Annotated in this window: 26 protein-coding genes; 20 read left to right on the top strand and 6 right to left on the bottom strand. The window is 41.5% G+C overall.

What is annotated here, in order from left to right; translation table 11 throughout:
• Positions 1-48 precede the first annotated feature (48 nt).
• Positions 49-1,098, bottom strand: a complete 1,050-nt coding sequence (hemE, locus tag J4E76_RS14000) for a uroporphyrinogen decarboxylase (RefSeq protein ID WP_208505187.1) — start codon at positions 1,096-1,098, stop codon at positions 49-51.
• Positions 1,099-1,123: 25 nt separating this feature from the next.
• Positions 1,124-1,882, bottom strand: coding sequence for a hypothetical protein (locus tag J4E76_RS13995; RefSeq protein WP_208505186.1), 759 nt, complete (start codon positions 1,880-1,882; stop codon positions 1,124-1,126).
• A 168-nt stretch (positions 1,883-2,050) separates the two neighbouring features.
• Here J4E76_RS13995 and J4E76_RS13990 point away from each other — a divergent pair, with 168 nt between their 5' ends.
• From J4E76_RS13990 to sdaAA, 3 genes are read left to right on the top strand one after another with little or no spacing between them, the layout of a single operon-like run.
• Complete coding sequence (locus J4E76_RS13990; protein WP_208505184.1) at positions 2,051-3,076, top strand: sensor histidine kinase; 1,026 nt, start codon at positions 2,051-2,053, stop codon at positions 3,074-3,076.
• Positions 3,073-3,774, top strand: a complete 702-nt coding sequence (locus J4E76_RS13985; RefSeq protein WP_208505182.1) for a LytTR family DNA-binding domain-containing protein — start codon at positions 3,073-3,075, stop codon at positions 3,772-3,774. Before J4E76_RS13990 ends, J4E76_RS13985 begins: the two co-directional genes overlap by 4 nt.
• 59 nt (positions 3,775-3,833) lie before the next feature.
• The gene (gene sdaAA, locus J4E76_RS13980; RefSeq protein WP_208505539.1) at positions 3,834-4,733 is read left to right on the top strand and encodes an L-serine ammonia-lyase, iron-sulfur-dependent, subunit alpha; all 900 of its coding nucleotides are present in this window, start codon (positions 3,834-3,836) and stop codon (positions 4,731-4,733) included.
• Positions 4,734-4,867: 134 nt separating this feature from the next.
• On the opposite strand, the gene J4E76_RS13975 is transcribed toward sdaAA, so the two are convergent.
• Genes J4E76_RS13975 through upp form a run of 3 tightly spaced genes read right to left on the bottom strand, consistent with a single transcriptional unit; the run spans position 4,868 to position 6,920 of the window.
• Positions 4,868-5,326 (bottom strand): hypothetical protein, encoded by a 459-nt coding sequence (locus J4E76_RS13975; protein ID WP_208505180.1) that lies wholly within the window; start codon positions 5,324-5,326, stop codon positions 4,868-4,870.
• Positions 5,326-6,267 carry a calcium/sodium antiporter gene (locus J4E76_RS13970; protein WP_208505178.1) on the bottom strand — a complete coding sequence of 314 codons (942 nt, stop codon included), beginning with the start codon at positions 6,265-6,267 and terminating at the stop codon, positions 5,326-5,328. Before J4E76_RS13970 ends, J4E76_RS13975 begins: the two co-directional genes overlap by 1 nt.
• Positions 6,268-6,275: 8 nt before the next feature.
• On the bottom strand, positions 6,276-6,920 hold the full coding sequence (gene upp, locus J4E76_RS13965; protein ID WP_208505175.1) for a uracil phosphoribosyltransferase: 645 nt from the start codon (positions 6,918-6,920) through the stop codon (positions 6,276-6,278).
• A 93-nt stretch (positions 6,921-7,013) separates the two neighbouring features.
• Between upp and J4E76_RS13960 the strand changes: the two genes are divergently transcribed.
• From J4E76_RS13960 to obgE, 4 genes are all read left to right on the top strand, one after another.
• Positions 7,014-7,928, top strand: coding sequence for an aminopeptidase (locus tag J4E76_RS13960; protein ID WP_208505173.1), 915 nt, complete (start codon positions 7,014-7,016; stop codon positions 7,926-7,928).
• A gap of 28 nt (positions 7,929-7,956) precedes the next feature.
• Positions 7,957-8,496, top strand: coding sequence for a hypoxanthine phosphoribosyltransferase (hpt, locus tag J4E76_RS13955; RefSeq protein WP_236017473.1), 540 nt, complete (start codon positions 7,957-7,959; stop codon positions 8,494-8,496).
• A gap of 42 nt (positions 8,497-8,538) precedes the next feature.
• On the top strand, positions 8,539-9,117 hold the full coding sequence (locus J4E76_RS13950; RefSeq protein ID WP_208505172.1) for an adenylate kinase: 579 nt from the start codon (positions 8,539-8,541) through the stop codon (positions 9,115-9,117).
• Between the two features lie 61 nt (positions 9,118-9,178).
• Complete coding sequence (obgE, locus tag J4E76_RS13945) at positions 9,179-10,171, top strand: GTPase ObgE (RefSeq protein ID WP_208505170.1); 993 nt, start codon at positions 9,179-9,181, stop codon at positions 10,169-10,171.
• A 44-nt stretch (positions 10,172-10,215) separates the two neighbouring features.
• Here obgE and J4E76_RS13940 read toward each other — a convergent pair whose 3' ends face one another.
• On the bottom strand, positions 10,216-11,349 hold the full coding sequence (locus tag J4E76_RS13940; protein ID WP_208505168.1) for a DUF2911 domain-containing protein: 1,134 nt from the start codon (positions 11,347-11,349) through the stop codon (positions 10,216-10,218).
• Positions 11,350-11,564: 215 nt separating this feature from the next.
• Between J4E76_RS13940 and J4E76_RS13935 the strand changes: the two genes are divergently transcribed.
• The 13 genes from J4E76_RS13935 to J4E76_RS13875 all read left to right on the top strand — a co-directional run bounded on the left by J4E76_RS13935 (position 11,565) and on the right by J4E76_RS13875 (position 23,791).
• Positions 11,565-12,146 (top strand): nucleotide exchange factor GrpE, encoded by a 582-nt coding sequence (locus J4E76_RS13935; RefSeq protein ID WP_208505166.1) that lies wholly within the window; start codon positions 11,565-11,567, stop codon positions 12,144-12,146.
• A 2-nt stretch (positions 12,147-12,148) separates the two neighbouring features.
• Positions 12,149-13,267: a molecular chaperone DnaJ gene (gene dnaJ / locus J4E76_RS13930; RefSeq protein ID WP_208505164.1), complete on the top strand. Its 1,119-nt coding sequence runs from the start codon at positions 12,149-12,151 to the stop codon at positions 13,265-13,267.
• Positions 13,268-13,419: 152 nt separating this feature from the next.
• Positions 13,420-14,304 (top strand): hypothetical protein, encoded by an 885-nt coding sequence (locus J4E76_RS13925; RefSeq protein ID WP_208505162.1) that lies wholly within the window; start codon positions 13,420-13,422, stop codon positions 14,302-14,304.
• A 157-nt stretch (positions 14,305-14,461) separates the two neighbouring features.
• The gene (locus J4E76_RS13920; protein ID WP_208505160.1) at positions 14,462-15,373 is read left to right on the top strand and encodes an ABC transporter ATP-binding protein; all 912 of its coding nucleotides are present in this window, start codon (positions 14,462-14,464) and stop codon (positions 15,371-15,373) included.
• Complete coding sequence (locus J4E76_RS13915; RefSeq protein ID WP_208505158.1) at positions 15,370-16,695, top strand: ABC transporter permease; 1,326 nt, start codon at positions 15,370-15,372, stop codon at positions 16,693-16,695. Before J4E76_RS13920 ends, J4E76_RS13915 begins: the two co-directional genes overlap by 4 nt.
• Before the next feature lie 195 nt (positions 16,696-16,890).
• Positions 16,891-17,361 carry a cytochrome c gene (locus J4E76_RS13910; protein ID WP_208505156.1) on the top strand — a complete coding sequence of 157 codons (471 nt, stop codon included), beginning with the start codon at positions 16,891-16,893 and terminating at the stop codon, positions 17,359-17,361.
• Between the two features lie 24 nt (positions 17,362-17,385).
• On the top strand, positions 17,386-17,955 hold the full coding sequence (locus tag J4E76_RS13905; protein WP_208505154.1) for a fasciclin domain-containing protein: 570 nt from the start codon (positions 17,386-17,388) through the stop codon (positions 17,953-17,955).
• A 21-nt stretch (positions 17,956-17,976) separates the two neighbouring features.
• Positions 17,977-19,947, top strand: coding sequence for a Sec-dependent nitrous-oxide reductase (nosZ, locus tag J4E76_RS13900; protein ID WP_208505152.1), 1,971 nt, complete (start codon positions 17,977-17,979; stop codon positions 19,945-19,947).
• Between the two features lie 116 nt (positions 19,948-20,063).
• A complete protein-coding gene (locus tag J4E76_RS13895) occupies positions 20,064-20,672 on the top strand; it encodes a hypothetical protein (RefSeq protein WP_208505150.1) in 609 nt (202 codons plus the stop codon).
• Entirely contained in the window at positions 20,647-21,081 is a 435-nt protein-coding gene (locus tag J4E76_RS13890; RefSeq protein WP_208505149.1) for a nitrous oxide reductase accessory protein NosL, read from the top strand. Before J4E76_RS13895 ends, J4E76_RS13890 begins: the two co-directional genes overlap by 26 nt.
• Positions 21,082-21,119: 38 nt before the next feature.
• On the top strand, positions 21,120-22,325 hold the full coding sequence (locus tag J4E76_RS13885; RefSeq protein WP_208505147.1) for a nitrous oxide reductase family maturation protein NosD: 1,206 nt from the start codon (positions 21,120-21,122) through the stop codon (positions 22,323-22,325).
• Entirely contained in the window at positions 22,312-23,016 is a 705-nt protein-coding gene (locus tag J4E76_RS13880) for an ABC transporter ATP-binding protein (RefSeq protein WP_208505145.1), read from the top strand. The genes J4E76_RS13885 and J4E76_RS13880 overlap by 14 nt, the downstream gene beginning before the upstream one ends.
• On the top strand, positions 23,009-23,791 hold the full coding sequence (locus J4E76_RS13875) for an ABC transporter permease (RefSeq protein WP_208505143.1): 783 nt from the start codon (positions 23,009-23,011) through the stop codon (positions 23,789-23,791). Before J4E76_RS13880 ends, J4E76_RS13875 begins: the two co-directional genes overlap by 8 nt.
• Positions 23,792-23,801 lie beyond the last annotated feature (10 nt).

Raw genomic sequence — 23,801 nt, 5'->3', positions numbered from 1 at the left:
CAAATTAGCTTAAACCTGAATAAACCAAAAGAAAAACTACTGCTTCGGTCAGTCAACAGTACTACGCATGACAGCGCTATACTCTTTTACAGTATTGATGAACACCTTAACCTTATCAGGATTGGTATCCGGATAGACGCCATGACCAAGGTTGGCAATGTGTCTGCTGGTGCCAAAAGTATCGAGCATCTTTCTTGTAGCGGTCTCTATTTCGACAGTCGATCCATAAAGAGCACATGGGTCAAGATTACCTTGAAGGGTTTTACCTTCGCCAATAAGCCTTCTCGATTCTTTAATATCCATATTCCAGTCTAGTCCGATCGTTTGGCAGTTGAGATGACGCATCTCGCTGCGCGCAAAGAAAGCGCCCTTGGCAAAAACGGTTATCGGCACCTCATCAATGGCATCGCAGATTTGAGTGATGTATTTCATCGAATACTTTTGATAGTGCTCAGGTGAAAGAATGCCCGCCCAAGAATCAAAGATTTGTACAATGTCGGCTCCTGCTGCAATCTGAGCTTTTAAGTAATCGATGGTGCTATCCGTGATCAATTGTAGTAATTGATCGGCTAGAAGAGGCTCAGTATAAAGCATCCTTCTGGCCTTTGAGAAGGTCTTGCTCCCTTGCCCTTCGATCATATAGCAGAAGATTGTCCACGGAGCACCCGCAAATCCAATTAAAGGAACGCGACCATTAAGCTCTTTCTTTGTGATTTTAATCGCTTCGAGTACATAAGCAAGATCAGATTCTGCATCTGCCTTTTTTAGTTTATTGAAATCATCATAGCCATTAATGGTTTCTGGGAACCATGGTCCCTTCTTTTCAACCATTTCATATTTCAGGCCCATGGCCTCAGGAATTACCAAAATGTCAGAAAAGATAATGGCAGCATCAACTCCCAAAATGTCGACAGGTTGGATGGTTACTTCTGCAGCAAGGTCGGGTGTTTTGGCAAGCTCAATAAAACCACTAAGAGAGTTTCTCACAGCGCGGTACTCAGGTAGAATACGTCCAGCTTGGCGCATTAACCATACAGGGGTTCTTTCTGTCTTTTCACCTTTTGCCGCTCTAATCAATAAATCATTCTGCAATTCCATGCGGCAAAGATAATGATAGTTTGATCTAATATATCCGCTCTTTTAGAATTGTCAGTTGCTTATATTTTCCTTCCATCTTTACGAAATTCTGACCCTTTTTTGTATACCAGAAGCGTGTGGGTTGAGTGCCACCATAGTCTGTGTAAACAATCCAACAGTCCATACTACGACTGTCAGGAAGTAGGACCATATCAGACCCAATAACTTTTAAATGATAGAATTTAGGTTCCGTTTGACTGCCAGGATGATAGAAGTTCATTACGGCATGATATCCTTCCTCCATGGGTAGTAATGAGTATGTTTCCAGATCTATTTGCCAATTGAATGTGGGTTGGTCTAGAACCAGAGCAAAGTCTTTACGATTGTTGTCCGTCACTGTATCGAGACTGGTGATAAGAGATTCTGAAAATTTGAAGCCTTCTTTACCAGCCCTTGGTGAATCACTGATAAGTTGAATAGGTTTCAAAGTTTCATATTCGCAGATGTATTCGAATGAACCATTAAAATCGGGCTTTGGTCCTTGGATATTATGGGAGAAGTAGAGTAGTTTCTGACCATCAACTTCTATCGTCTTTGTCTCTTTAATATTTATAGTGACACTCATTATTTTCCCCATCGCTTTGGTGTAAATAATGTCTTTCGTGACACCCATTTCTAGGTCTTGGAAGTTTTTGAATTTATGACCAACTCTGATGGTATCGGGACGATCGATGTCTTGGGCCTGAACTTGACCAAGGCTAAAAACTAAGACTAAACCAATAATTGTTTGAACTGATGCTTTCATGCACCAATATGTGACTGACTCCAGGATTTTATTCTACTAATCGACAGACTGAGTCATTTAGTACGACAATTGGTAGAATCTAATCTTTCTATCCGAGTTGTCGACTAAAAGGGGCAAATTGTAGATTGAAATGGGTTTGGGCTTCAAAATCCTGGAAATTGTTGGTTGATGAACAACGTGAACAAGAGACTCTTCCTAGTTATACATATCGCCTTTTGGGTATTGTTTCTGTCATTCAAATTCATTGACTACAATCAGAATTTGCAGACAGCTGTGGCTTTGAAACTCCTTGGCGTGCAGAATGGATTCAATATTATTGCCTCTTACGTTCATTACTTTTTCCTGCTTCCGCTAGTTTTTAAGAGCAAGAGCTATGGTAAATACCTGCTACTATTTCTGCTTCTGATGTTTGTCGTGATCTTAGGGCGTACCCAGCTAGAAGCAATATTTTTTGACAAGGTTTTTGGGACAGACTATTATACCAAAATCGACTTTCTTAGAGTCTTCAATATTTTTTGGACAACTACCTCATTTATCCTTTTCACATCTTTAATGAAGTTTACCAAGGATAAGTTTGTCTTGGAGGGAGAGAAGAAAACACTCGAAAATGAGAAGCTCAATGCCGAATTGAATTATCTAAAGGCTCAAATCAACCCCCACTTCCTTTTTAATACACTGCATAACCTGAATTATCTCACCCAGGTCAAAAGCGATGAGGCGACAGAAGTGATTGTTAAGCTTTCGAATATTATGCGCTACATGATTTACGAATCCGATAAGCCCCTTGTGCCTCTGCATAGTGAAATTGCCTATTTAAGAGACTACCTAGACCTGGAAAAAATACGCCTTAATAAGTCTTTCGATTTGACTTTTGATACATCAGAAGTCGATTTCGACATTGATATTCCTCCATTGATTTTGATCCCTTTTGTAGAGAACGCCTTTAAGCATGGGGTTAGCGATGCCAATGATAAATCGAGCATTTGTATTAAACTTCAGTCTACTAAGACAGACTTGGTTTTTCAGGTTGAAAATAGCCTCAATAAGCATGTTGAAAGGGTTTCGGAGAGATCGGGCTTTGGATTAGAAAATGTAAAGAAACGACTTGACCTTAGCTATGGAGATCAGTATAGCCTTGATATATCACCTTCAGCTGAGGACTTCAGGGTTACCTTAAAATTGGAGCTAAAATGAAGTTAAAATGTATAATCATCGATGATGAGCCTTTGGCTCGAAAACTACTCGTTGATTACTGCCAACGTGTGGACTATATCGAATTGCTTGGGGATTTTTCTTCGGGGTTGACAGCTTTAACTTTTCTAAAAGATCATACGGTTGACCTGATCTTTCTGGATATAAAAATGCCAGATTTTTCAGGGCTTGAACTGAGCAAATCTATTGGCCAATCACCAAGTATAATTTTCACAACGGCATTCGCTGAATATGCTGTGGATGCTTTTGAGCTCAATGCTGTTGATTATTTATTGAAGCCATTTGATTTCGGCAGGTTTGTCAAAGCGATTAACCGACTGAAAGCTGTTGAAAGTGTTGCCTCGAAAAACGGGGAAGAGAAGGCTAAAGATTTCCTTTTTATCAAGGACGGAAGAGAATTGGTTAAAGTGTATTTCAAGGATATTCTGTACATAAAGGGTCAGAAGGACTATGTACAGTTTCAAATGAGAGGTTCAAAAATTTTGAGTCTCATGAATCTAAAAGATCTTGAAAATGACCTTCCTGAAAGCCAATTCATAAGAATTCATCAGTCATACATTGTTAATCTAGAGCATCTTCAATCCATCTCTAATGACAAGGTGAAAATTATGGAGGAATACCTACCCATCAGCCAAACTTATCGGCTCCATGTAAGATCCTTCTTAGATCGTTATTCTTGATGCACATAAATCCTCAATCGTTTGTATAAAATCGATTAGCTTTGAGCAAACGAGTTGAGATGAGCTATTTGTTTGAAGATTTTAAAGGCTGGAAAGAATACTGCACAACGAACAATGTGTCATTACCCCAGTCTGTCATTGAATATGAAGTTGACCAAAAGCAGGCCACAGAAGAACTGATGTGGGAAGGCTTGGGCAAGGCTTATCAGGTAATGAAAGAAGCGGTCCAAACGGGTTTAACTGAAGAGATGACTTCTCGTTCTGGAATGATAAACAACGGGGCAAAAAAGGTTTATAATTATCCAAAGCCTGTGCTTTCAAGAGAATTTCAAGTGCTCATTTCACGGGCCTTGGCAGCCAAAGAAGTTAACTCATGCATGGGTCGGGTGGTTGCCGCGCCAACGGCAGGTGCTTCAGGAATTCTTCCAGGGGTTTTAGTAACACTGCAAGAGCTTCATGACCTTCCAGATCGCAGTATTATGAAAGGGCTTTTAGTAGGGGCGGGTATTGCCCTCATTATGGAAAAGAGAGCTTCAATTGCAGGCGCAGTTGGCGGTTGTCAAGCCGAGACCGGTAGTGCTGCAGCGATGGGGGCAGGAGCCATGGTGTATTGCTTAGGTGGAAATATCGATCAAGTTTTCAATGCAGTGGCAATTACTGTGCAATGTATGTTGGGCTTGGTATGCGATCCGGTGGCCGGCTTGGTAGAAGTACCTTGTGTAGTGCGCAATGCCAGTGCAGCCGCTATTGCTAATAGTTCAGCACAAATTGCCTTGGCAGATGTTAGTGCGGTAATTCCTGTGGACGAATGTGTGGAAGCTATGGGCGAAGTAGGACAAAGCATGGAAACCCGCTATAAAGAAACCGCCATGGGTGGTTTAGCCGCGACTACAACCGGACAAGCCATTTCAAAGAGAGTACTCATTCAAGATATTGAGATGCTCCCAGATGAGGATTGATTTAATTAAGAATTAAGAATTAAGAATTAAGAATTAAGAATTAAGAATTACGAATTACGAATTACGAATGTAACCTATCTATCTGCGATCAAGTTTCCCCAATACCCAATACCCAATACCCAATACCCAATACCCTAATTCCCCTTTGTCTTAACTAGGCCCAAATCCATCAACCAGTCTACAGAGAAGGTCCAGATGGTGGCCCACATAATGCCGAAAAGCAGCATATAAATAAACACTTGCTTTCTAGGCGCTCCAACAGAAGAAACAAGTAATGCCCCCCCTGGAGGCGATAAAATTAGTGGGGTCAAAAAGCAGATTCCAATAATGCCATACTTCTTCCAGAGCCTAACCATTCTTCGGCTTTTAGGAGAGAATTTTTTTGGGTTCTTAATAAAAATAGGAATGATGTGCTTTTTAATCTTTTCACCTAGAAAAGTGAAGAGTATCACACTGGTCATTAAGCCTGCAATTGTGATGACAATGATTTCAAGATTTGACATACCAGCAGCCGGCCCAAGCAAAGGAGGGAAAATAGATTTAAGGCAGGCTAATAAATAGATGCCTATATACGTCAGTACTTCTTGCCACATTATCTCAAGACCATAAAAATGTATAGGCCGTAAAAGGAAAGCAGAATAATTCCTGATACGGTTCCTAATCTTCTACGGAAAAGCATGAGAGGAAGGATACCTAATGTGAGTACTAACATCCAAATCATATCACTATTGATAATGACCTCATTGACCCTGAGCGGGTGAACGATGCTTGTGATTCCTAAAATGGAAAGAATATTGAAAATGTTCGAACCAAAAAGGTTACCGAGTGCTAGATCAGTTTCGCCTTTTCGAGCTGCGATGACTGAGGTAAAGAGCTCTGGTAAGCTGGTACCTAAGGCGAGTACGGTTAGGCCAATGATTCTTTCGGAAATCCCAAGCCCCGAGGCCAGTCCTTGTGCGGAATCAATAAACCATTCAGAACCAAAATACAGACAAGCACCGCCAATAATGATGTAAAACAAGTCTTTGAATTGCTCAAACCGGGTATCTTGAGATCGATCATAAGTGACATCCAGCTTTATTTGATCCTTTTTGGTCTTAATCAACAAATAAGAAAGGTATGAGAGTATACCAGTAAAAAGGACAATGCCTTCCCAGAACAAAAGGTCACCATCAGAAATGAAATAAAGCAGAAGGATTGATGAAAGCATGGTGACCAGCCAATCCCTTCTTGCTGTTCCTTTGTGAATAGGTATGTAACCAAACATGCAGGCCACACCGAGTACCAGCGATAAATTAGAAATATTGGAGCCAACCACATTGCCCATGGCAAAATCCGGTGCTTCTTTTAATGCAGCCTTCAAACTGACCAATAGCTCAGGAGCTGAAGTACTAAACGCTACAATGGTTAAGCCCACGATCATTGGGCTGACATCAAATCTCAATGCCACACGAGAGGCACCTTTTACCAAGACATCACCGCCAAGAATTAAGGTGGCTAAGCCAATCAGTAAGATAAGTATGTCCAACAGCATCTAATATTCTACAATTTGGGGCCAAAGGCTAGGTCACCAGCATCACCTAAACCTGGTATGATATAAGACTGTTCATTGAGCTTCTCATCGAGAGCACAGGTCCAGATTTTGAAATCTAAACCTAAGTTTTCATTTAAGTATGCAATTCCTTCAGGAGCGGCAATTACAGAGGCTAAATGAACAGTTTTAGGGGTGCCATTTTTTTTAAGACGATCGATACTCTTTACCAGTGATTTTCCAGTAGCCAACATAGGGTCTGCAATAATGAGAGTTTTCCCTGTCAAATCTGGCGCAGCGGCATAGTCTAAATTGACTTTTACCTCGTCACCTTCAGACTCTTGACGAGCCGCGCCTATAAACCCGAACTCGGCTTGATCAAAAATTTGAACAAAGCCATTGCTAAAAGGAATGGCTGCCCTGAGAATTGATACAATTACTACATCATCGCTAACAGTTTCAGCACTGGTTTGTGCCAAGCTGGTCTGAATCATTTTAGTAGAGTAGGCCAAATCCTTAGACACTTCATAGGCTAGTAAAGTGCCAAGACGCTCCAGATTTTGCCTAAATCTAAGTCGATCAGTCTGGATACGCTGATCCCTTAGCTGGGCCAGATAATTGTTAGCAATAGAATTGGTTTGATTCAGTATGAACATCAACTGAGAATTTCGAACGGCAATTTATATTTTTCTGAACGCTACCAACAAGAATGTGTTGGGTCTCTGCTAATTTTAGGGCAAAATATTTCTATGGACTACTCCTTACTAGAAACAATGTGTGGAATTCATGCCCCCTCTGGCAATGAGGGAGCGATGAAAGAGTTTCTGCTCGATTATATTAAAGCACACCAAAAGAAATGGAGGGTGCAGCCTGAAGTTCATATTGGAGAAAACTTTCAAGATGCTATCATCCTGAAATTTGGACAGCCAAAAACGGCCATCTTCGCACATGTTGATAGCATTGGCTTTACGGTGCGCTATCACGATCAATTGGTGCCGATTGGTGGGCCAAAGGCCGAAACTGGATATACTTTAGTAGGCCAGGACTCAATGGGGCCTATTGAGTGTGAACTGATTGAAAATGATGGAGACCTCCATTATAAATTCCCTAGAGGGGTCGATCGTGGAACCGAACTGGTTTTCAAAAGAGACTTTCGTGATACCGATGACTATGTTCAGTCTTGCTATCTTGATAATCGTCTAGGTGTTTTTAATGCGCTCAAAGTAGCTGAAACTTTAGAAAATGGAGTCATCGTCTTTTCATGCTGGGAAGAACATGGTGGTGGGTCGGTGCCTTATCTGGCCAAATTCATTTTTGAAGAGTGGGGGGTAAGACAAGCCCTGATTTCTGATATCACTTGGGTAACCGAAGGTGTTGTGCATGGTCAAGGTGTTGCCATTTCAATGCGCGATCGGAATGTTCCCAGGAGAAGCTTTATCGACAAGATCATAGGTATTGCTCGTGAAAGCCAGATCGATTTTCAATTGGAAGTAGAAGGTGCTGGTTCGAGCGATGGCCGAGAGCTGCAGGTCTCGCCTTATCCATTCGATTGGTGTTTTGTCGGTGCGCCCGAAGATAATGTCCATAGTCCTGATGAAATTGTGCACAAACATGACATTGATTGTATGGTCGCTTTGTACAAGGTGCTTATGGAACAATTGTAATATATTCGCCCTCTAATCCGAAGGAGAATTGAACTACATAACCGTCCACGACAAAACATTCCAGCCATTTCTTTCTGAAGGAGAAATTCAAGAGGCTATATCTCGTATAGGAACTGCTATTTCAAATGATTATGCTGATAAGACCCCACTGTTTATAGGTGTATTAAATGGTGCTTTCATGTTTTGCAGTGACCTTTTGAAATCCGTTGATGTGCCATGCGAAGTGACTTTTGTGAGGCTGTCCTCCTATAATGGAATGGAAAGCACCGGGGAAGTCCGTAGCGTAGTCAGCCTGCAAGAAGATATTGCAGGTAGAGACGTTATTTTGGTGGAAGACATAGTGGATACCGGACTGACCATGCAAAAGGCTTTGGCAAACCTTGGAGCATTAAACCCAAGCTCGATAGAGATTGCTTCGCTTTTGGTAAAACCAGATTGCCTGCAATGCGAACTTGATATCAAATACAAAGGCTTCGAGATACCAGAGAAGTTTGTAGTGGGTTATGGTCTCGATTATGATGGCCTCGGAAGGAACTTTAAAGATATCTATCAACTCAAGCAGGAGTAAGGATAATCCTTATATTTGTGGCCTGTTAAATCCAATCAATAGATGATTAATATTGTACTATTTGGCCCTCCTGGTGCAGGTAAGGGAACGCAGAGTGAAAATCTTATTAAGCAATTTGGCTTAAAACATATATCTACAGGAGACTTATTTAGAAAGCATTTGGGAGAAGGAACCGAGCTTGGTCAGAAAGCGAGGTCTTTCATGGACAATGGCAAATTGGTTCCCGATGAAGTGGTGATCGGTATGGTAGAAGATTTCCTTCAGGCCAATACAGACGCTAAGGGATTTATCTTCGATGGTTTTCCTAGAACAGTGGCTCAGGCAGAAGCTCTGGATGACTTGTTAAGCAGTCATAATACAGCCATTGGTTGTATGCTTATGCTAGACGTGCCACAAGATGAACTCAAGAAAAGACTTTTAGAAAGAGGTAAGACTTCAGGTCGCGTAGACGATCAAAACGAAGAAAAGATCAATGTCAGAATTCAAGAGTACCTGAATAAAACATTGCCAGTTGCGGCTTTCTACGAAAAGCAAGACAAGACTTGTAAGATCAATGGGGTAGGCACAATTGAGAGTATTTTTGCTGATATATCAGCTGCAGTAGCGTCTCATATGGCTTAATGCCCAATAAAATTTTATATTGAAGATGACCTCAGGGTCATCTTTTTTTATTCTATGAAATATGGCCAGTTCTAACTTTATCGATCACGTAAGAATCTACTGCCAATCAGGTAAGGGGGGAGCTGGTGCCGTAAGTTTTCGAAGAGAAAAGCATGTGCCGAAAGGCGGACCTGATGGCGGCAATGGTGGCAAAGGAGGAAGCATCATCCTCAGAGGAAATACACAGCTTTGGACTTTGCTCCATTTGAGATACAAGAAGCACGTAACCGCAGATAATGGTGGCAATGGTAGCGGGCATGGAAGTTCAGGAGCAGATGGTAAAGACGTCATTCTTGAAGTACCCTTGGGTACAATTGCTAAAGATGCTGAAACAGGTGAGGTATTACTCGAAGTAACCGAAGAAGGTCAAGAGGCAGTTCTGCTGCCTGGTGGTCGGGGTGGTTTGGGCAATGAGAACTTTAAGACAGCGACCAAACAAACTCCGAGGTATGCGCAGCCGGGGGAAGAAGGGGAGGAAAAGACTTGCGTTCTGGAACTCAAACTTTTGGCCGATGTCGGTCTGGTAGGCTTTCCTAATGCCGGTAAATCAACTTTGCTTTCAGTAGTTTCAGCGGCTAAGCCTGAAATTGCAGACTATCCATTTACCACACTTGTGCCAAACTTAGGTGTAGTTTCGTATCGAGACCATAAGTCATTCGTGATGGCTGATATTCCGGGTATCATTGAAGGTGCATCAGAAGGTAAGGGCTTAGGGCTACGTTTTCTTAGGCACATCGAACGAAATTCAATTCTACTCTTTCTGGTTCCAGCAGATGCAGATGACATCGTTAAGGAATATCAGATATTACTTAATGAGTTGACAAAGTACAATCCCGAATTGCTCGATAAGGAGAGGATTTTGGCCATCTCTAAATGCGATATGCTAGATGAAGAACTGATTGCAGAGATTAAAATGAACTTGCCCAAAGACATAGAAACCCTGTTCATATCTTCTTTGGCCAATATGGGGTTGGTTGAATTGAAAGACGCCATCTGGAAATCCACAAATAAATAAGGTCGACCCATTGGGCCGACCTTAACGCTCCATTTCAATAAAAATTATCCAGCAGGCGGTGCAGTAATATCTTCACCCGCTTCTAGTCGCTTTAAGAATCCTTCCAATGCTGCCTTGTTGTTAGCAGGTAGGTTTGGATTTGCCAAGCACTCCTTCTCATACTTTATAGCCTTTTTGAAATCGCCATTAGCTGAGTATGCTCTAGCCATACCGTGCTGTGAAAAAATATTTGTTTTCCACTTCTTGTACATTTTCTGGAATACTGCTAAGGCCTCTTTGTCCTGATCAAGTGTGATCAGTTGGTTGCCATAAGCGTAAACATTATTGGCTTGCGTAGTTGGGTGATCTACCATTTCATTCATCACCGCAATTGCCTCATCGTTCTTTTTAGTAGCGAATAGAATCTGACCTTTTAAGCCTAAAGTCTGAGCATTTCTTTGAAGTGCGATGGCTTGGTCAGCCCAAGCCAAGGCCTTGTCTAGGTGCACATTGTTATTCACACAATATTGAGCGGCACTCATAGGGCCTTGGAACCCAAAACCAGCAGTACTACGCAATTGATTGCTTGCATTTTCCACAACAAGATCGTGTACCGCAAACTCTACTTTAAAAGGGAATCGCTTGTTTTCCCAATCCAAAACCACCTGTGCTGAAGTAGCATCGATATTGACAAAATCATAGGTTAATGATTCTGTAAAAGCATTTTCAGTTGATTTGACTTTTACTCTTAATTCATCCTCTGATTCAAGGTAGAAGTAGCTTCCCCAAGAAGTGGTGTTATTAGAAAAGATGATATCGGCATCTCCATTTTCGAATACTGCAATGTGCAGTCCGTATGAACCTGCAGCCAAATCTTTGCCTTCTACTTTAACGTCATCAGAAAATGTGATTACTGTGTTTTCATTGGCACCAGCTCTCCATGGATTATTGCCGCCATTGCCAAAGCCTAAATTTGTGTAGCCGAATGGAACCAATTGTCCCCAAATCTTTCCAGTTCTACCATTGACAAATGGTCTGGAATAATTGATAGTGACCTTGGAAATACCAATGGTCTGACTCACCTCTGCTGCGGGGCTAGGTGCCCTGGGTGTGGTGATAGTGTTTTGCGCAAATGTCTGATTGCCCATTAGGACAAACAGCGCCATACAGGCCATTAAATAGATTGAATTACGTTTCATGGTTGTTTTTAAGTTTTAAAAATGATCAGGAGATCGGGAGTTGTTTATAAAAAAGGATCTCTTGGTAGTTCATCGACCATATACGAGATGTGGTCTATTTTGTTTGTCAGACAAGGGTTAATTGGTTGTCAAATCCTGAGATCATGTCATATTGACACTTATTTTCCATTGGCAATAAAATTGCTGACTGGCAATGCGTTTAGAATTAAGCAAAAATGGCAAAAGAGAAGAAGACGAAAGAAACTGTTGAAGAAACCAATGTGGTTACTGAAGAGCAACCAATTGAGGAGACGATAGAAAACGGGGCAGAGACCGAATCTGAAGAGCAGGAAGAGGATGATTTGACTGCAGAAGAAAAACTGGAGATTGAATTAGGCGAGGCTAAGGACAAATACTTGAGATTATATTCTGAATTCGAAAACTTCAGAAGACGTAATGCCAAAGAAAGAATTGACTTGATTAAGACAGCTTCTTCTGACCTAATGACAGAGTTACTGCCAATTGTTGATGACTTTGAAAGAGCCAACCAGGCCAATGAAAAGCAAGAGGATATTGATGCTGTTAAAGAAGGCTTCAGCCTGATTCACAATAAGCTTTTGAAGTCTTTAGAAGCTAAAGGGCTAAAACTTATGGAAACCGAAAAAGGAACTGACTTCGATGCAGACTTGCATGAAGCCGTTACCCAGTTTCCTGTAGAAGAGAAAAAATTAAAAGGAAAAATAATCGACACTGTTGAGAAGGGCTATTATCTAGGTGAGAAGGTAATTCGCTTTGCGAAAGTGGTCATAGGATCTTAATTATGGCAAAGAGAGATTACTACGAAATTCTTGGAGTGAGCAAGGGCGCTTCTGAAGATGAGCTGAAAAAGGCTTATCGTAAAATGGCGATCAAATATCACCCAGACAAAAACCCAGATAATCCAGAGGCTGAAGAGCAGTTTAAAGAAGCCGCTGAAGCATATGAAGTGCTCAGCAATGCCGAGAAGCGTGCTCAATATGATCGATTTGGTCATGAAGGCATGCGTGGAGGATTCGGTGGTGGTGCCGGTGGCGGCATGAACATGGAAGACATCTTCTCCCAATTCGGAGATATTTTCGGTGGAGGCGGTAGCCCTTTCGAAAGCTTTTTCGGAGGTGGAGGCGGTGGCCGAAGGCAACGCAAGGGATCTGCTCTGCGCATTAAGCTAAAGCTGACACTAGAAGAGATTGCTAATGGTGTTGAAAAGAAGATTAAAGTAAATCGCCTGATCAATGCCGAAGGCGTTACTTTCAAAACCTGTCCTACTTGTGGCGGATCGGGTCAAATGAAAAAAGTGGTCAATACTATGCTGGGCCAGATGGTTTCTGCAACCACCTGTAGCACGTGTAGTGGTAGTGGTCAGGTCATTGACAAACGACCTCCAGGCGTAGATAGCACTGGTCTTGAAATGCAGGAGGAAGTGATTCCAATCAAAATTCCTGCGGGCGTTGGTGATGGCATGCAGTTGTCAATGTCAGGCAAAGGAAATATGGCTCCAGGTGGTGGAGTACCTGGAGATCTACTCATTGTTATTGAAGAGATTGAGCACGAGAGCTTAAAACGAGATGGTACCAATGTAGTCTACGACCTATACGTGAACTTTGCGGATGCAGCGCTTGGCCAAAGCATGGAAGTACCGACAATTGACGGAAAGGTGAGAATTAAGCTTGACCCGGGTACGCAAAGCGGAAAAATCCTTCGGCTTAGAGGAAAAGGGATTAAAGATATCAATGGTTATGGCAAAGGAGATCAGCTCATTCATGTGAATGTTTGGACACCTAAAAAGCTTTCGAAAGAAGAAACTGAGATTCTTGAAAAATTGAGAGAATCTGAGAATTTCCAGCCAAAACCCGGTAAGGGAGAGAAAGGCTTCTTTGATAGAGTAAGAGAGTTTTTCTAAGAGCATTACTATAAAGGAGTAAAAGCCTCATCTCAGACATTGGGATCGAGGCTTTTTTTATGAATGTCAGCTACAATTCAAAACTAAAGCTGTATACTTCGGTTTGAAGTGGGTGGTGTAACCCAAACTTTAAACAAAACGTAAGCAACTGAATGCAAAAAGTACTTTTACTAGTAGCCATAGTAGGGATTGCAGGGATGAATGTTTTGGCTCAAACAAAAAAGCACTTTACCGTGCAAGACAGCGATGCTTGCGAGAAGGTATATTTCCATCTGAAAGCCGCTTCAGGCACCTGTGAAATCCGTACACGAAAAGGCAATTACCCAATCAATATATTGGGTCATCATAATGAAGAATACATAACAAGTGACTTTGGTGAAAAACACGAGGGAGAGGTCCTAAGCGCTTGGTTAAACCTCAAGGATAATGGAAAAGAGGGCTTCGGTGCCAAAATTTCAAAGATCATTGGTAAGAAGAAGACCGATGATGAAAACTATTGGAATATCTACTTCACCAATTACAAGCCCTACAACTTAGACCTTAACTATGGTGTGGGGAAGGCATACATTGACCTTTCTGATATTGCCGTTGAGAATTTGAAAATCAGCTCTGCTAATGCGCATGTAAAGGTGGGTTATCTCTCCAAGATGCAGAACAGGATGGAGATGGATACTTTCAGTGTCACTGTAGATCTGGGTGATATAGAAATTGAGAGGCTTAATCTGGCACGAGCAAAAAATATCTTTGCTGAAGTAGGTTTCGGCACACTAGTATTGGGATTTGAAGAGCTTCCCAAAAGAGCCAGTGAGATTTGGGCAAGGGTAGGAGCAGGCTCTTTGCAGATCAATTTGCCCAAAGAAGACATTCCTATTATCGTTCGAATGAAGGACACGTCTTATCGCAAGTTCAAAATACCACCTGGCTTTGAAAAAATACGGGACAATGTTTTTGTGAGCTCCAGCTACGATCCTGATGCTGAGAATTTATTAGAATTCAATATTGATTTGTCAATGGGTAGCGTCATTTTCTCAAAGTGATCAAATCTGAGCGGTTGTTTTAATCCGTAAAACGGCTTCTTCTTCCGCTTACCTTTTAAACACCATCTAGTATTTACTGTTTTTTCTATTTAGCATCCGCATTGAGGTTTTGTATCTCAAAGCGACTATTTTTATTCACCATTAAATTGAAGCTACAGTGAATATTCTCGAAGCGAATAATGTCACAAAAAACTATGCCGCACATAAGGCATTGGATGATGTGAGTATCGCAATACCAAAGCAGTCTATATTTGGCCTCTTGGGACCAAATGGAGCGGGTAAAACCACGCTCATAAGGATCATCAATCAAATCATCATGTCTGATGCGGGTGAGATTACCATAAAAGGTGAAAAACTTAACCCTAAGCATATCAAAGACATAGGCTATTTGCCTGAAGAAAGGGGCCTTTACAAGAAAATGAAAGTGGGAGAGCAACTGATGTATCTCGCACAACTGAAAGGCTTGCCTAGTGGCGAAGCTCGGAAAAGGATTAAGAACTGGTTGGATAAACTGGGTTTAACCGAGTGGTCTGGAAAGAAAGTCGAAGACCTCTCAAAAGGTATGGCCCAAAAAATTCAATTCATTGCCACCGTGCTACATGAACCGGATATTTTGATTTTGGATGAACCGTTTTCAGGTTTCGATCCTGTGAATGCCAACCTGATTAAGGATGAAATATTTGAGCTGAGAGATAAGGGGGCAACCGTTATCTTCTCTACCCATAGAATGGAATCGGTAGAACAACTTTGTGATGACATCGCTTTGATCAATAAGTCTGAGAAGATTCTTGATGGTACCAAAAAAGACATTAAAAACTCCTTTAAGTCAGGAAAGTACGTTGTCAACTATAAGGGCTCTCTGAATGGGCTAAGTAATAACTTTGATGTTCTAGATACAGCTAGCGTGGACGATGATTTATCTGAGTCAACCGTTCAGGCCAAAGAAGGTCAGTCGCCTAACGATATTCTAAAAGAACTGATCAGTCTCATTGAAGTGCATTCATTTGTCGAAGTGGTGCCTTCCATCAATGACATTTTCATCGACATCGTAGAAGGAGGTAAATCATGAAGCAGATATTCTTAGTACTAAAAAGAGAGTACATGACAAGGGTAAAGAAGAAGTCGTTTTTGTTAGCGACCATCCTTACCCCATTGGTAATGCCAGCCATTATTTTCGCGATAGTATACTTTGCCACTCAGGAGAAGGAATCTAGAAGCGATAAGGTTTTAGTTTTAGACGAAAGTGGCTATTTCAATGATGCCTTCGATGTAACGAGCTTTGAGTTTGAGTATATCACAGGTGATCTGGAGTCAGCTAAAAAGGATATGCTTGAGCAAGGAGCCTTCGGACTTCTTTATCTACCCAATGTCGATCTAGGAGATGGCTCCGTGATTGACTTTTCAGGGTTTGAGCTGTATTCTAAGACAAATCCGAGTGTTCAGGCAATGGAGCGTCTGGAAGGCGATATCCGTAATAAACTTGAGGATATCAAGCTCGATAAATCTGGTCTTGACCCCACGGTAATTAATAACCTAAGGGTCCGTGTAGATCTGGATTCGTTCAATATTTCCGAGAGTGGAGAAGCACAGAAGAGTAATGCTAAATTGAGCTTTGCGATCGGCTACGGCACAGGCTTCCTGATCTATATGTTCATCTTTATCTACGGTGCGCAAATCATGCAGTCAGTGCTCGATGAGAAGACCTCACGAATTGTTGAGGTAATTGTTTCATCAGTGAGACCTTTCCAATTAATGATGGGTAAGGTTTTGGGAGTTGGTGCTGTAGGCTTTACTCAGTTGTTGATTTGGTTTGTACTTATCGGTGGGTTGGGTACTGTAGGTTTAAGTATTCTATCTGGCGATAGCGCAGTGATGGAAGCAGCCTCTCAGCAAGTTCCTCAAGAAGCTATGGAATTGACAAGTCAACAAGAGATGGCGGCCGATATCCAAGCCATGATTGCCACAGTCCCTGTGGTTAAGATATTACTTTGCTTCCTATTCTTCTTTATGGGTGCCTACTTACTGTATGGAGCCCTTTATGCAGCGATAGGATCGGCAGTGGATAGTATTCAAGATGCTCAGCAGTTTATGTTCCCTATCATCATCCCTATCATAGCATCAATAATGGCTATGTTCTTTGTACTGGATGATCCGAATGGTGGACTGGCGGTGACACTATCTCTGATACCATTCACTTCTCCAATTATCATGATGGCTCGAATTCCATTCGGAGTGCCGGATTGGCAACTGGCTCTTTCAATGGTACTTCTAATCGGAGGGTTTATTGGAACACTTTGGATGGCTGGAAGAGTCTATCGCATCGGTATATTGATGTATGGTGTTAAGGTAAATTGGAAGACTATTGGTAAATGGTTTACTATGAAAGTATAGCTTGAGAGTAGCCTCTTAGGTTTTAAAATCCTCATTGATATTCAATGAGGATTTTTTTATGATATCCGTCATAATTCTAAAGTCGAATTGGTCATAACAGGACCAATGACAAGATCATTATTGTCGGTGATGCATATCACGAGATCTCTATGCATCCGGAAATACCTTTGTCTCAATATATAAACCAAGATTGTGATGAAGAAACCGACTATAAACCTCTTACTAACACTGTTATTTTTTGTAGGAATACTCGGCTGTGGAGGCGGTCAAAGTAAGATTGACGAAATAAAGGCTAAGACCCAAAAAGCTCCCTCTGACCCCATGGCCGAATGGCAGTCAAACAAAGGAATAGGGCCTGTCAAAAGCCTAATTCTTCCCAGCGAGATGGATCCTGAGCTAATAGCCAGCGGTCGGCAGATTTTTGAGTCAATGTGCTCGGCATGCCACAAGATTGATAAAAAGTTCATCGGTCCTTCACCAAAAGATATTCTGACAAGAAGAACTCCGGAATGGACGATGAATATGATTTTAAATCCCAGTGAAATGGTTCAGAAGGACCCCATAGCTAAGCAATTATTGATTGAAGCTAATGGTTCGCCTATGGCCAATCAAAACCTTAGCGAAGAAGACGCAAGAGCGGTTTTGGAGTATTTCAGATCGCTTTAGATATAAAACCTTAAAAGAAAGATTATGAAGGCAACTAAATTAAAAATATTGGTGCTACTACTGTCGCTAGGCTCAATAATGGCCTGTAACAGCGGTAGTAAGACAGAGAGTTCAACGACTGCTTCAGAGACTCCTTCTCATCTTCAAGGACAGGCTTCTGTCGAAGATAATGAGTCGGATAAAAATATACTGCAGGTAGCGATTGGCTCGGAAGCACATAGTACGCTGGTTGTAGCGGTACAAGCGGCACAGATTGAAAACATCTTGGTAAATGCAGGACCACTCACGGTTTTTGCACCAGTCAACGATGCATTTGCAGCATTACCTGAGGGTACAGTAGATAATCTATTAAAGCCTGAAAACAAGGGAGATCTAACTACTATTCTTACCAGACATGCTGCCCCAGGGTCTTACAATATGGAGGACTTAAAAAGAGAAGCTAGCAAAGGCCGCAAAATCTATATGGCCACCGGTGACTACTTAGAAGTCGTTGTCGATGGAGAGGATGTTTGGGTAGCTGGTGCCAAAGTGCTCGCTTCTATTCAGACGTCAAATGGAATCATCAATGTGGTAGACAAGGTGATTTTACCTTAATAACCAACCAAAACTAAAGAAATGAAGAAAGTTATAAATAGAACCTCAGTTGTCATTAGCGTGCTATTGGCAATGATCATTGTGGGCTGTTCTCCTAATAGTGGGAGCAATGGAGCCCTAAGTAGTAGTGTTGCCGAAAGAGTCTATGTGGCTCCAGGAGAGCAAGACGAATATTATGCATTCTTGTCAGGTGGATATAGTGGTAACCTTACGGTATACGGATTACCCTCTGGTAGAATGTTCAAGGAAATCCCTGTCTTTTCACAATTTCCGACATCTGGATATGGCTACTCTGAAGAGACTAAGCCGATGTTCGAAACCTCTCATGGTTTTGTGCCTTGGGATGATGCTCACCACCCAGATATTTCACAAACTAACGGGGAACTTGATGGACGTTGGATTTTCATCAACGGTAATAACACGCCCAGAATCGCGAGAATAAGTTTAAGCACTTTTGAGACAGAAGAAATTATTGAGGTGCCTAATAGTGCCGGTAATCATAGTTCTTCTTTCGTGACTGAAAATACAGAATATGTAGTAGCGGGTACTCGTTTTTCAGTGCCTGTTCCACAACGTGATATGCCAATCGATGAGTATAAAGGAAACTTTAAAGGAGCCCTTTCATTTATTAGCGTAGATCCAGAGCACGGGCACATGGATATAAAATTCCAAATAATCATGCCTGGCTTTAATTATGACCTTTCCCATCCAGGACGCGGTAAGTCTCACGGATGGATGTTCTTCTCTACATATAACACGGAAGAAGCTAACTCTTTGCAAGAGGTAAATTCTTCACAGAACGATAAGGACTTTATTGCGGCAATTAACTGGAAGGTAATTGAAGAATACGTGAATAACGGTGGTGGTACTAAAATGCCTGCGGAATATGCGCATAATGTCTATGATGAATCTACACATATGGCTACAAGTACTATGAAAAAAGAAGTGCTGACTGTAAATCCAATCGATATACCAGGAGCTATATACTTTTTGCCAACTCCAAAATCTCCACATGGCTGTGATGTTGACCCATCAGGGGAATACATTATCGGTAGTGGGAAATTGTCAGCAGATTTAACAGTACACTCTTTTGATAAAATGATTGCTGCCATTGAGGCTGAAAAGTTTGACGGTGATGCGTACGGAATTCCTATTTTGAACTATGAGGATGTTTTAGCAGGAACTGTAAGAAGCGGTGGTTTAGGGCCATTGCACACTGAGTTTGATGGTAAGGGGAATGCCTACACTACTTTTTTTATCTCTTCTGAAGTGGTAAAATGGGAATTGGGTACTTGGGAAGTGCTCGATCGACAGCCGACTTATTACTCTGTGGGTCACTTAATGATCCCAGGTGGTAATTCCAGAAAACCTTTCGGTAAGTATGTAGTAGCAATGAATAAAATTACGAAGGATAGGTACCTACCTGTAGGTCCAGAAATGGAGCACTCTGCACAGATCTATGATATCTCTGGTGATAAAATGGAGCTTCTCTACGATTTCCCTACCCATGGAGAGCCACACTATGCAGCTGGTATTCCTGCCGAGCTATTAGCACCTAAGGCTAAAAAGTTCTATAAGCTGGAAGATAATAAGCACCCTTATGCAGTGACAACTCCAAATGAAGTTACAATAGAGAGAAAAGGTAATGAAGTCCACATTTCCATGGCTACCATACGTAGTCACTTTACGCCAGATAATATTGAAGGAATAAAAGTTGGAGACAAAGTGTACTTCCACATTACAAACCAAGAGCAAGACTTTGATGTGCCTCACGGATTTGCCATGATCGGCCAGAACTCTTCTGAACTCCTCATTATGCCTGGTCAGACAAAGTCCTCGGTTTGGGAGCCTAAAAAAGTAGGTGTTTGGCCATTCTACTGTACCGATTTTTGTTCCGCACTGCATCAGGAAATGCAGGGCTACATAAGAGTATCTCCGAGAAACTCAAGTATTGCTCTAAAATGGAGCCTTGATGGAGATGAATTGAACTAGTTTGAGTGGGGGGTGGCCTGAAGTCTAGCAGGTTACCCTCTCTTTTCTATTAACACACCTTTTTCTGTAGTCTGTTACAGAGTATAGTTCTGCCATTAACTTAAAAACCTTTAGAGATGAAAAAGTCGAAACTCTTAATGATGTTCGGTGCTTTGCTACTTCTTCCATTGTTTGTACTTCCTCTCTGGAATATCACATTGGAAGCCCCTCAGTATCCCGAAAGTATCGGCATGGATATTTATATCAATCGATTTGAAGGTGCAGCACCAAATGATATCAAAAACATCAATATCATGAACCATTATGTGGGCATGAAAGATATTCCAGAAACCATTCCCGAGTTTGAGTATTTCCCAATGATCATTGCAGGAATGGCCGTACTGGGAGTTGTAGTAGGGTTAATTGGTAGGAAGAAGCTATACCTCGCCTGGTTTATATTAATGACGACTTTGGGTACACTGGGCATGTATGATTTCTATCAATGGGAATATGAATATGGACACAACCTCAAGCAAAATGCAGCAATTAAATTCACTACTCCAGATGGTGAACCCATGTCTTACCAGCCACCATTAATCGGGGCAAAAATGATATTGAACTTTAAAGCCATTTCTATGCCGAGGGCAGGAGCGTATCTCATGTTTTTGGGAATGGGTTTGACAGTGTTGGCATTTTATCAAGCAAAAAAAGAAGAAGGATATGAAGAAGGTTTGGATACTGCTTAGCCTCATAGTTTTCTTGGCTTCGTGCGAAGTAGCACCTCAAGAGATTCATTACGGTGCTGATGGGTGTAGTTTTTGTAAAATGACAATAGTCGATTCTAAACACGCAGCTCAAATTGTCACTACCAAGGGGAAGGCTTTTAACTATGATGCAATTGAATGCATGGTCAATCATTTGAAAGCATGGGATCAGGCACCTATTGAGCTCTACCTAGTGGTCGACTATGCAAGCCCGAAGATCCTGATAGATGCACAACAAGCACACTATCTTATTTCCGAAAACATACCAAGCCCTATGGGAGCCAATCTTTCGGCTTTCGAAAACGCAGATGACTTGCAGCAGCATCTCTCCCATGGAACTACAAAGACATTAGGCTGGAATCAGCTTTTAGATGAACTCAGAAATCAATAATGAGAGGGTACTTAATAGGATTCTTACTGTTATCTATTGTGACCCTTCTTAAGGGGGGTATAGTAGAGGTGTGCAGTCGTTGTGAGGCAAATACACTGCAAGCAGCATATGACCAAGCATCTCCTTTTGATACACTCTTGATAAAGAAGGGCACTTACACAACAGTAGGGTTCGAAATAAGAAAACCTATTACAATCATTGGTGAGGTCGGTGCTGTTCTAGACGGCAAAGGGGAGAACTACATTTTGAAGATTTTGAGTGATGAGGTGCATGTTTTTGACCTCAAGCTCATCAATGCAGGAAGGAGCTATACAAAAGACTATGCGGCCATTTATATCTCAAGATCAAGTCATTTTAGCATCGTCCGCAATACAATCATTGATCCATTCTTTGGTGTACTCATAGAGAAATCTCATCACGGCCTAATTGCAGAAAACAAAGTTGAGAGTGATCGCATACGTGAGGATGATTCTGGCAATGGCGTACATGCCTGGCACAGTTCTAACCTTATGATTCGCGGTAATGAATTAAGTGGACTGCGGGATGGTGTCTATCTAGAATTTGTTAATGAGAGTACTGTCTCAGGAAATAACAGTCATAATAATATTAGATACGGACTACATTTTATGTTTTCGAACCACGATAAATATCTTGACAATACCTTCAGAGAAAACGGTGCAGGCGTGGCCGTCATGTTTTCCAAGTTTATTGAGATGAAACGAAACCGTTTTGTTCAAAATTGGGGTACCGCATCCTATGGATTGCTCCTCAAAGAAATTTACGATGCAGAGGTAGTAGACAACACCTTCGAGGAGAATACGATAGGCATTTTCATTGAAGGCTGCACTAGGGTGAATTACCTGTCAAATGATTTCAAAAGGAATGGTTGGGCGATAAAAGTGAGTGGTGGTTCCTATACCAATGTGTTTTCAAAGAATAACTTTCTGAGCAACTCATTTGATGTCTCTTACAATTCGAAAATGAATGACAATAAGTTCGAAGGCAATTATTGGAGTTCATACGCTGGATATGACCTTGACAAAAATGGTGTTGGAGATGTTCCTTACAGGCCCGTAAAACTCTTCTCTTACGTAGTAAATAAAACCCCAGAGACAATCATACTCCTGAGAAGTCTCTTTGTCGATATCATCAATTTCTCAGAACGAGTTTCTCCAGTTTTCACCCCTGATAATCTTGTTGATAATGCTCCGGCTATGAAAAGCTTTTCTTATGATCAGAATTGAAAACTTATATAAACGATTCGGCAGGCTTCAGGTATTGGAAGGGGTTAATTTCCAAATAGAGGAGCAGGGGGTTGTTGCCGTATTGGGGCCTAACGGTTCTGGTAAAACGACTATCCTGAAAACCATACTTGGAATGGTGCTGCCTCAAGAGGGAGAGATTTATTTTGACAATCAACCAGTGTTGAATAACTGGGATTATAGAAATCGGATTGGCTATATGCCTCAGATTGCTCGGTTTCCGGATAATCTTACGGTGCGCGAATTGATCGAAATGATTAAGAATATTCGTGATGTGGACGCCAATGAGCATGCGTTGATCGAGAGGTTTGGACTTGAGAGTTCAATGGACAAAAAGCTTGGACAACTGTCTGGTGGCACCAAGCAGAAGGTCAATATCGTGTTGACTTTTATGTTTGACAGCCCCTTATTGATTCTAGATGAGCCCACAGCGGGCCTAGACCCAGTTTCACTGATTCGATTGAAGGCATTGATTCAGGAGGAAAAGGAAAAGGGAAAGACTTTTCTCATCACTACACATATTATGAGTTTGGTTGAAGAGCTTTCTGATCAGATCGTTTTCTTGTTAGAGGGGCAGATTTTCTTCCAGGGCTCAGTTCAAGAGCTGAAGGACCAAACAGGTCAAAAGAATCTTGAGCATTCTATCGCTAAAATACTAGAATCCGATGCTTAAGATATTGAAATATAGCTTTGCCGATCTTGCCAGAAGTAGATGGAGTTATGTCTACTTTGGTTTCTATCTGTTGCTGGGCTTCGTGCTCTTGTTCCTTAATAATGATCTGTCAAAAGCGGTGATTACACTGATGAATGTCATTGTAGTCTTAACGCCAATGATCGGTACCATCTTCGGAATTATGTATTTCTATAGTGCTCGGGAATTTACTGAACTGTTGTTATCACAGCCCATCAAGCGAAGAGATATTTTCTTGGGCCAATACCTCGGTATTGCTCTTTCTTTGTCTCTGAGTTTAGTCGTTGGCTTGGGTATACCTTTTATTATATATGGTGTAGCTCAATCATCCGAGATTTGGGATTTTGCCTTGCTACTCTTAGTGGGAGCCTTTCTGACCTTCATTTTCGTAGCCTTGTCAGTTAATATCTCTCTCCGAAATGAAAACAAAGTGAAAGGCTTTGGCTATGCCATACTATTATGGCTTTTTATGGCGGTAATCTATGATGGACTGTTCCTCATCTCACTGATAATGTTCGATGATTACCCGCTTGATAAGTTCACGCTTTTCGCCAGTATGTTTAACCCAATCGATCTGTCCAGAATTTTGGTTTTACTAAAGCTTGATATATCCGCTTTGCTCGGTTATACGGGTGCACTTTTTCAAAACTTCTTTGGCAACGGTTCTGGTATGATTATATCACTCCTTGTTTTGACATTATGGGCAATACTCCCGATTGGCCTTCTAATCAGAACGGCTAAAAGGAAGGATTTTTAGTTTACTTAAG

Source organism: Roseivirga sp. E12 (assembly GCF_017592825.1).
Lineage (GTDB): Bacteria > Bacteroidota > Bacteroidia > Cytophagales > Cyclobacteriaceae > Roseivirga.
The sequence above is the reverse complement of the archived record's forward strand: the minus strand, read 5'-3'. Positions and strand labels throughout refer to the sequence as shown.

What these genes read in the sequence shown, in the direction of transcription:
- J4E76_RS13985 (WP_208505182.1), top strand. Translation starts at nt 3,073, where the DNA reads ATGAAGTTAAAATGTATAATCATCGATGATGAGCCTTTGGCTCGAAAA.
- obgE (WP_208505170.1), top strand. Translation starts at nt 9,179, where the DNA reads ATGGCCAGTTCTAACTTTATCGATCACGTAAGAATCTACTGCCAATCA.
- J4E76_RS13875 (WP_208505143.1), top strand. Translation starts at nt 23,009, where the DNA reads ATGCTTAAGATATTGAAATATAGCTTTGCCGATCTTGCCAGAAGTAGA.
- J4E76_RS13950 (WP_208505172.1), top strand. Translation starts at nt 8,539, where the DNA reads ATGATTAATATTGTACTATTTGGCCCTCCTGGTGCAGGTAAGGGAACG.
- J4E76_RS13975 (WP_208505180.1), bottom strand. Translation starts at nt 5,326, where the DNA reads ATGTGGCAAGAAGTACTGACGTATATAGGCATCTATTTATTAGCCTGC.
- J4E76_RS13970 (WP_208505178.1), bottom strand. Translation starts at nt 6,267, where the DNA reads ATGCTGTTGGACATACTTATCTTACTGATTGGCTTAGCCACCTTAATT.
- J4E76_RS13880 (WP_208505145.1), top strand. Translation starts at nt 22,312, where the DNA reads ATGATCAGAATTGAAAACTTATATAAACGATTCGGCAGGCTTCAGGTA.
- dnaJ (WP_208505164.1), top strand. Translation starts at nt 12,149, where the DNA reads ATGGCAAAGAGAGATTACTACGAAATTCTTGGAGTGAGCAAGGGCGCT.
- J4E76_RS13915 (WP_208505158.1), top strand. Translation starts at nt 15,370, where the DNA reads ATGAAGCAGATATTCTTAGTACTAAAAAGAGAGTACATGACAAGGGTA.
- upp (WP_208505175.1), bottom strand. Translation starts at nt 6,920, where the DNA reads ATGTTCATACTGAATCAAACCAATTCTATTGCTAACAATTATCTGGCC.
- J4E76_RS13990 (WP_208505184.1), top strand. Translation starts at nt 2,051, where the DNA reads ATGAACAACGTGAACAAGAGACTCTTCCTAGTTATACATATCGCCTTT.
- sdaAA (WP_208505539.1), top strand. Translation starts at nt 3,834, where the DNA reads ATGAGCTATTTGTTTGAAGATTTTAAAGGCTGGAAAGAATACTGCACA.
- J4E76_RS13890 (WP_208505149.1), top strand. Translation starts at nt 20,647, where the DNA reads ATGAAGAAGGTTTGGATACTGCTTAGCCTCATAGTTTTCTTGGCTTCG.
- J4E76_RS13960 (WP_208505173.1), top strand. Translation starts at nt 7,014, where the DNA reads ATGGACTACTCCTTACTAGAAACAATGTGTGGAATTCATGCCCCCTCT.
- J4E76_RS13910 (WP_208505156.1), top strand. Translation starts at nt 16,891, where the DNA reads ATGAAGAAACCGACTATAAACCTCTTACTAACACTGTTATTTTTTGTA.
- hemE (WP_208505187.1), bottom strand. Translation starts at nt 1,098, where the DNA reads ATGGAATTGCAGAATGATTTATTGATTAGAGCGGCAAAAGGTGAAAAG.
- J4E76_RS13925 (WP_208505162.1), top strand. Translation starts at nt 13,420, where the DNA reads ATGCAAAAAGTACTTTTACTAGTAGCCATAGTAGGGATTGCAGGGATG.
- J4E76_RS13935 (WP_208505166.1), top strand. Translation starts at nt 11,565, where the DNA reads ATGGCAAAAGAGAAGAAGACGAAAGAAACTGTTGAAGAAACCAATGTG.
- J4E76_RS13895 (WP_208505150.1), top strand. Translation starts at nt 20,064, where the DNA reads ATGAAAAAGTCGAAACTCTTAATGATGTTCGGTGCTTTGCTACTTCTT.
- J4E76_RS13995 (WP_208505186.1), bottom strand. Translation starts at nt 1,882, where the DNA reads ATGAAAGCATCAGTTCAAACAATTATTGGTTTAGTCTTAGTTTTTAGC.
- nosZ (WP_208505152.1), top strand. Translation starts at nt 17,977, where the DNA reads ATGAAGAAAGTTATAAATAGAACCTCAGTTGTCATTAGCGTGCTATTG.
- J4E76_RS13905 (WP_208505154.1), top strand. Translation starts at nt 17,386, where the DNA reads ATGAAGGCAACTAAATTAAAAATATTGGTGCTACTACTGTCGCTAGGC.
- J4E76_RS13940 (WP_208505168.1), bottom strand. Translation starts at nt 11,349, where the DNA reads ATGAAACGTAATTCAATCTATTTAATGGCCTGTATGGCGCTGTTTGTC.